The following is a 6,786-nucleotide window of genomic DNA, read 5'->3' as shown; positions in this document are numbered from 1 at the left end:
AAACACCTAAGACGCATCTTTCCTATCCATCCTTCTGAGCGGACAGGCAGTACAGGTTGGTAGACTGCCTGTCCGTTTTCTGGCTGACTTACACAGGAAACGGCCGAAACATGGCCCTTATAACGACGCGCCATTATTGAAGTGTGCGTTGAAAAACGGTATGGCGATCACGCGTCGATGCACGTCGCTGACTGAACATTTCATTATGCCGCCTGCCCAATGACGACCCCTCCCAGCGCGCTGATACCGACTACCACCAAGGGTGGCGCCCGCCAGACGGTCAGCAGGACGAAACCGACCAGCACGATCCCGAAATCCGCCGCCGACCTGACCGCGCTCGTCCAGACCGGTGTATAGAGCGCCGCCCCCAGCAGGCCCACGACCGCTGCGTTGACGCCGCGCATCGTCGCGTGAACGGCCCGCTGGCTGCGAAAGGTGTCCCAGAAGGGCAAAGCTCCGATCAGGACCAGGATGCCCGGCAGAAAGATGCCGAAAAGACCGAAAGCGGCACCGGCAACACCGTGGGGAGATTGCCCGACGACCGCGCCGAGATAGGCCGCGAACGTGAAAAGCGGCCCCGGAACCGCCTGTGCCGCGCCATAACCGGCGAGAAAGGTGTCGTCGCTGACCCAGCCCGATGTCACGAAAGCCTCGTGCAGCAAGGGCAGCACGACATGACCGCCACCGAACACGAGCGCGCCTGACCGGTAGAAGGCGTCGAACAGGGAAACGCCCTCTGGTGCGCCATGGCAGGCGAGAACGGGCAGACCGAAGAGCAACGCCAGAAAGAGAGCCAGTGCGACGATCCCTGCACGATGCGATACGGGCACTGTAATATGCTCGCCATCTGACGTCTGCACAGAGCGGCAAAGCCACAAGCCGGCGAGGCCCCCGAGAACGATGGCCGCGATCTGGGCAAGCGGTGAGATGGCGAACAGAACGATGAGCGCGGCCGTGACCGCGATCGAAGCTCGCGTCCGGTCCGGACACAGCGTGCGCGCCATGCCCCATACGGCCTGTGCGACGATGGCGACGGCGACGAGTTTCAGTCCATGCAGAAGGCCTGCACCAGTCGGGCCGGCAAGCGCGTTCGCGCCATAGGCGAAGAGGACCAGTATAAGTGCCGAAGGCAGGGTGAACCCCGCCCACGCCGCAAGACCGCCTGCATAACCGGCCCGCATCAGGCCAATGGAAAATCCCACCTGGCTGCTCGCGGGACCGGGCAGGAACTGACACAGCCCGACGAGATCGGCATAGGCGCGCTCATTGAGCCACCGGCGTCGGACGACGAATTCGTCCCGGAAATACCCGATATGCGCGATCGGCCCGCCGAAGCAGGTGACGCCCAGCCTGAGAAAGATGAGGAGCACCTCAAGAGCCGACCCCGGTCTTTCTGGTCCCACGCCACGCGGCACGATCGTCATTGGGTCGTTACTTTCTTATTTTCCCGTTCGACAGGAGACAATTCCCATGAACCGGCATTCATGTGGAGCTGCTGATGACAACAAAAAATCATCACTTCTGGCTTGTTGGCGGCCCAGCATCACGGTGTGCCCAGTCATACAATCAGACAGGATACTGACCGCCTCACTGACGGAGCAAGAAACACTGCGGCAACATGCGCCCGAGAACTTTGTCCTTCAGGACGAACTGATGAAAAAGCGCCGCCGCGCCATGGCCTGTCGCAAAGCCCATGATCAGCCAGGCGTTCCACTCATGCAGCGTGTGAAGCCACGTCACGGTTTCCGCCGGGAACCGTGCAAACGGGGATGGGATCAGAAGGCCGAAAAAACTCATCGTCTGCCCGGCACCCCATCGCCAGAAGTAGCCCAGCAAAATTTCCGCCAGAAGCAGCCCATAGAGTGTGTACTCCGCCCCGAGAGCGCATACCCGGTCCACTGGACGGAGAAGGTCCGACAGATGCCGGCCTTTCGTCAGACGCCAGACTATGCGGAACGCCATGATCACCGTCAGCAGGATACCGACGGTCAGATGCGCGACGACCATCAGATGATGGACGGGTTTTGCCGGCCAGTTCCAGGTTTCGCCAAGAGCAAACTGAAGCAGCACCAGAAAGGCGGTGGTCCAGTGAAGGACGATCGTCGGCCTGTCGTAGCGCAGGGTGTCGGTAATGTCCGGCGTTGAACAAGGCATATGCGTCTCGGTGAAAAGGAACCCTGAATTCACTTCCATATCATGCTTACCTGACAGGATTCTGAACAGAGAATATTTTACGAAAATATAAATACTATTGAAAATAGCTCGCAATATCAGAATAAAATGCCTATTGCCGTGGCAAAAACAGGGGCCTAAATCTGGTTTGTATTTATCAGAAGCAACAGGTCACCTTATGTCGCGTCTCCATCCTCTGGCCGAACGCCATGCCGTCGAGAAACTGGGGTGGCTGCGCGCGGCCGTTCTCGGCGCCAATGACGGAACGCTGTCGACCGGCAGCCTCATCGTCGGCGTTGCCAGCTCTCATGCGACACGCGGCAGCATTCTCATCGCGGGACTATCCGCGCTTGTCGCGGGCGCCCTGTCCATGGCGGCTGGCGAGTATGTCTCGGTCAGTTCCCAGGCCGATTCCGAACATGCCGACATCGCCCGCGAAAAACAGGAGCTGGCCACGGACTGGGAGGGGGAGGTCGCCGAACTGGCCGGGATCTATCAGAAAAGAGGACTGGATGGAGACCTCTCACACGAGGTCGCCGTCGCCCTTATGAAACATGATGCGCTCGGTGCTCATGCCAGGGATGAACTGGGTCTGTCCGAGGCCACAGCGGCAAGACCCATACAGGCGGCATTCGCCTCGGCAACCGCCTTTTCGTCCGGAGCCTTGCTGCCCGTACTGGCAGCTGTTCTGACCCCTGTCGCGTGGGTATCCTGGGGCGTGTCCCTGACCTCGGTCGTGGTTCTCGCCGTTTTGGGCGTCGTCGGCGCGCTTGCCGGCGGCGCGGCGCCTCTGCGGCCAGCACTGCGTGTGACGTTCTGGGGTATTGTTGCGATGATCGTCACGGGCGGAATCGGCCGCCTGTTCGGCGTGTGACACCGTATTCCAGGTTTTGAACGAGGCATGTCCTCGGTAGTGTTGACTTCATCCAACATATCCGTTATCGTCGATTTATGGATACAGAATCTGCCCTCGCTGCCCTGAGCGCTCTGTCGCAGTCCACGCGACTGGAGATCTTCCGCCTGCTGGTGCGCCACGAACCGGACGGACTACCCGCCGGAGACGTCGCGCGGCATCTCGATGTCCCGCAAAACACGATCTCGGCCCATCTCGCCACCCTGACCCGCGCCGGGCTGCTGACCTCGCAACGCCATAGCCGGCTGATCGTCTATCGCGCCTGTCTTCCGCGCCTGCGCGACCTGATGCTCTTCCTCGTCACGGACTGCTGCGCGGGCAGTCCCGAACTCTGCGCGCCCCTGGTCGCGAGCCTGTCCTCCTGCTGTCCGTCCCCGGAATCCTGCTCATGACCATCATGATCTACCACAACCCGGCCTGCGGCACGTCGCGCAACGTGCTGGCACTGATCCGCAATGCCGGGATCGAGCCCACGACCATCGAATATCTGAAAACGCCTCCCGGCCGTGCGGAACTGGTCGATCTGATCGCCCGTATGGGCGTTCCGGTGCGGTCGGTCCTGCGGGAAAAGGGCACGCCCTTTCACGAACTCGGCCTCGATAATCCGGCCCTGAGCGATGACGCGCTGATCGACGCCATGATCGCACACTCAATCCTGATGAACCGGCCGATTGTCGTCACCCCACTCGGTGTTGCGCTCTGCCGTCCGTCCGAAACGGTGCTGAGTATTCTTCCTTCTCCGCAGCGGGCCGCATTCGTCAAAGAGGACGGCGAGAAGATCGTCGATGAATCCGGCAAACGGATTGTCTGATGCTGGCGCTTCTGATTTTTGTTGTCACGCTGGTTTTTGTCATCTGGCAGCCTCGGGGGCTGGGCATCGGCTGGAGCGCCATGGCGGGTGCCGCCGCGGCCCTGGCATCTGGCGTGATCCACTGGCATGACATTCCTGTCGTCTGGCACATCGTCTGGGACGCGACCTTCACCTTTATCGCGCTGATCGTCATCTCGCTGTTGCTGGATGAGGCAGGGTTCTTCCATTGGGCCGCCCTGCACGTCGTGCGCTGGGGCAAAGGGCGAGGCCGGACGCTATTCCCGCTGATCGTGGTGCTGGGAGCGGCCATTGCGGCGGTTTTCGCCAATGATGGTGCGGCCCTGCTGCTGACGCCCATCGTCATCGCCATCCTCACGCAGCTTCGCCTCAGTCCTGCTGCGGCGCTGGCCTTTATTATCGCCACTGGCTTCGTCGCGGATACCACCAGCCTGCCGCTTGTCATCTCCAATCTGGTGAACATCGTTAGCGCCAATTTCTTTGGCATTGCGTTCGATCGCTATGCCGCGATCATGGTCCCTGTCGATCTGGTGGCGCTGGGCGCGACGCTGGCTGTGCTTTGGCTGCGGTATCGGCGGCAGGTGCCTGCGACCTATCCCGTCGCCGAACTTCCGGCACCTGCGACCGCCATTCGTGACCACAATGTATTCCGGACGGCATTTCCGCTGCTGGCGCTCGTTCTGGCAGCCTATTTCCTGACAGCGCCGTTTCATATCCCGGTCTGTGTCGTGGCCTGTCTGGCCGCCGGAATCCTGTTGCTCGTCGCCGGATATGGCCGGGTGATTCCAGTTCGCAAGGTGCTGCGGGGCGCCCCGTGGCAGATCGTGATCTTCTCCCTGGGCATGTATCTGGTGGTCTATGGGCTGCGCAATGCCGGACTGACCGACTACCTTGCGACCGCACTGGTCTGGCTCGGTCATCAGGGACCGTTCACCGCCACGCTTGGCACCGGCTTTCTGGCGGCCCTGCTGTCCTCGGTCATGAACAACATGCCGAGCGTGCTGGTCGGGGCGCTGGCGATCGAGCAGGCACACGACCTCACACCGCTGACCCATGACCTGATGATCTATGCCAACATCATCGGCTGCGACCTCGGGCCGAAATTCACGCCGATTGGTAGTCTCGCAACACTGCTGTGGCTGCATGTGCTGGCATCCAAGAACCACCGGGTCACATGGGGACAGTATATGAAGGTCGGACTGGCGATTACGCCGCCCGTCCTGCTGGCAACACTCGCGGCGTTGGCCCTATGGCTGCCCCGGATCAGTCACCCGTAATACACGACAGGACCGATATATATATGACCGAACCTGAGCTGCCAGCCTTGCATCCGGAGTATCTCGAACGGGTCGATCTCGCGCGGCTGGAACCGCAACCGCGTGTGGATCATCCGCCGCGTATCCTTCTGCTCTACGGCTCTTTACGCCCCCGATCTTTCAGCCGGTTGCTGGTGCTTGAGGCGGAACGCATCCTGAAGGTGCTGGGGGCCGAGACACGGGTGTTCGACCCGACCGGCCTGCCGGTAGCGGATTCCGTGCCCGCAACTCACCCGAAAGTGCAGGAACTGCGGGATCTCTCGATCTGGTCGGAAGGCCAGGTCTGGTGCAGCCCCGAACGGCACGGTAACATAACCGCTGTGTTCAAAAACCAGATCGACTGGCTGCCATTGTCCGAAGGCTCGATCCGTCCGACGCAGGGCCGCACGCTGGCGGTGATGCAGGTCTCAGGCGGATCGCAAAGCTTCAATTCCGTCAATGCCCTGCGGGTTCTGGGCCGATGGATGCGGATGTTCACCATCCCCAACCAATCCAGCGTGCCGATGGCCTATACGCAGTTCGGTGACGATGACCGCATGAAGCCGTCCCCCCTCTATGACCGGATGGTAGATGTCATGGAGGAACTGATGAAGTTCACATGGCTGCTGCGCGACCGGGCCGACTACCTCGTGGACCGCTATAGCGAACGAAAGACGGAATTCCGTCTCCCGGAAAGCCTGTGAGCCGGGCAATGGCGGAACAGTTCGATGTCGTGATCGTGGGAGGCGGTCAGGCGGCACTCGCCGCGTCGTATTTTCTACGACGGACTGGACTGCGTTACGTCATTCTTGATAACGGGACGTAGGCGGGTGGTGCATGGGTGCATGGCTGGGATTCCCTGCATCTGTTCTCGCCCGCGTCCTACAGTTCGCTGCCCGGCTGGCCGATGCCCGACACGCCCGATGGCAGCTACCCGACCCGTGACGAGGTGTTGGACTATCTGCACCGCTACGAGGCGCGCTATGCGCCGCCGATCCGCCGTCCGGTCATGGTCGAGTGTGTGGAGCGCGCGAACGGAAAACTTCTGACTGTCAGAACCAGCGCGGGTGATTTTCTTGGCCGTGCGGTTATCGGGGCGACCGGTATGTGGTCAGCCCCTTTGTTCCCGATGTCGCGGGGCGTGACCTCTTCGGCGGGACGCAACTCCATTCCAGCCATTACCGGAATGCCGCGCCCTTTGCCGGCCGACGTGTGCTGGTGGTGGGTGGGGGCAACTCCGGGGCACAGATTATGGCGGAGCTGTCGCTTGTCGCTCAGGCAACATGGGTCACGCTGCATGATCCCATCTTTCTGCCCGATGACGTGGACGGACGGGTCCTGTTCGAGCGGGCGACCGCTCGCGTTCTCGGCGGCCCGTCGGCCATGCCCACCAGCGGCTTTGGCGATATCGTCATGGTCCCACCTGTGCGCGCCGCCAGGGAGCGAGGCGTGCTCCACGCGGTGCGCCCGTTTGTACGTGTGACGGCGACGGGCGTCGTCTGGCCCGACGGGCGGGAAGAAGCCATCGATAGGATCATCTGGTGTACCGGCTTCCGACCCGCGCTCGGTGTATTTGG

Annotated in this window: 7 protein-coding genes and 1 pseudogene; 6 read left to right on the top strand and 2 right to left on the bottom strand. The window is 61.5% G+C overall.

The features are described 5' to 3' along the window. Positions 1-203 precede the first annotated feature (203 nt). Positions 204-1,424, bottom strand: a complete 1,221-nt coding sequence (gene chrA / locus GOX01_RS11970) for a chromate efflux transporter (protein WP_024717111.1) — start codon at positions 1,422-1,424, stop codon at positions 204-206. Positions 1,425-1,587: 163 nt separating this feature from the next. Further along, entirely contained in the window at positions 1,588-2,193 is a 606-nt protein-coding gene (locus GOX01_RS11965) for a cytochrome b (RefSeq protein WP_080674964.1), read from the bottom strand. 157 nt (positions 2,194-2,350) lie between these two features. On the opposite strand from GOX01_RS11965, the gene GOX01_RS11960 reads away from it, so the two are divergent. The 6 genes and pseudogenes from GOX01_RS11960 to GOX01_RS11935 all read left to right on the top strand — a co-directional run. Then, positions 2,351-3,046, top strand: a complete 696-nt coding sequence (locus GOX01_RS11960; RefSeq protein ID WP_010510566.1) for a VIT1/CCC1 transporter family protein — start codon at positions 2,351-2,353, stop codon at positions 3,044-3,046. A 77-nt stretch (positions 3,047-3,123) separates the two neighbouring features. Beyond that, positions 3,124-3,477 (top strand): ArsR/SmtB family transcription factor, encoded by a 354-nt coding sequence (locus GOX01_RS11955; RefSeq protein ID WP_006115729.1) that lies wholly within the window; start codon positions 3,124-3,126, stop codon positions 3,475-3,477. Continuing rightward, a complete protein-coding gene (gene arsC, locus GOX01_RS11950; RefSeq protein WP_024717113.1) occupies positions 3,474-3,896 on the top strand; it encodes an arsenate reductase (glutaredoxin) in 423 nt (140 codons plus the stop codon). Before GOX01_RS11955 ends, arsC begins: the two co-directional genes overlap by 4 nt. Next, the gene (locus GOX01_RS11945) at positions 3,896-5,191 is read left to right on the top strand and encodes an arsenic transporter (RefSeq protein WP_062268860.1); all 1,296 of its coding nucleotides are present in this window, start codon (positions 3,896-3,898) and stop codon (positions 5,189-5,191) included. Before arsC ends, GOX01_RS11945 begins: the two co-directional genes overlap by 1 nt. 23 nt (positions 5,192-5,214) lie before the next feature. After that, entirely contained in the window at positions 5,215-5,913 is a 699-nt protein-coding gene (arsH, locus tag GOX01_RS11940) for an arsenical resistance protein ArsH (RefSeq protein WP_024717115.1), read from the top strand. 8 nt (positions 5,914-5,921) lie between these two features. Next, positions 5,922-6,786 (top strand): annotated as a pseudogene (locus tag GOX01_RS11935) (ArsO family NAD(P)H-dependent flavin-containing monooxygenase); the annotation flags it as partial.

It is taken from the genome of Gluconobacter oxydans (genome assembly GCF_006539685.1).
Taxonomy (GTDB): Bacteria; Pseudomonadota; Alphaproteobacteria; order Acetobacterales; family Acetobacteraceae; genus Gluconobacter; species Gluconobacter oxydans.
This window is presented reverse-complemented; position numbering and strand designations above follow the sequence as displayed.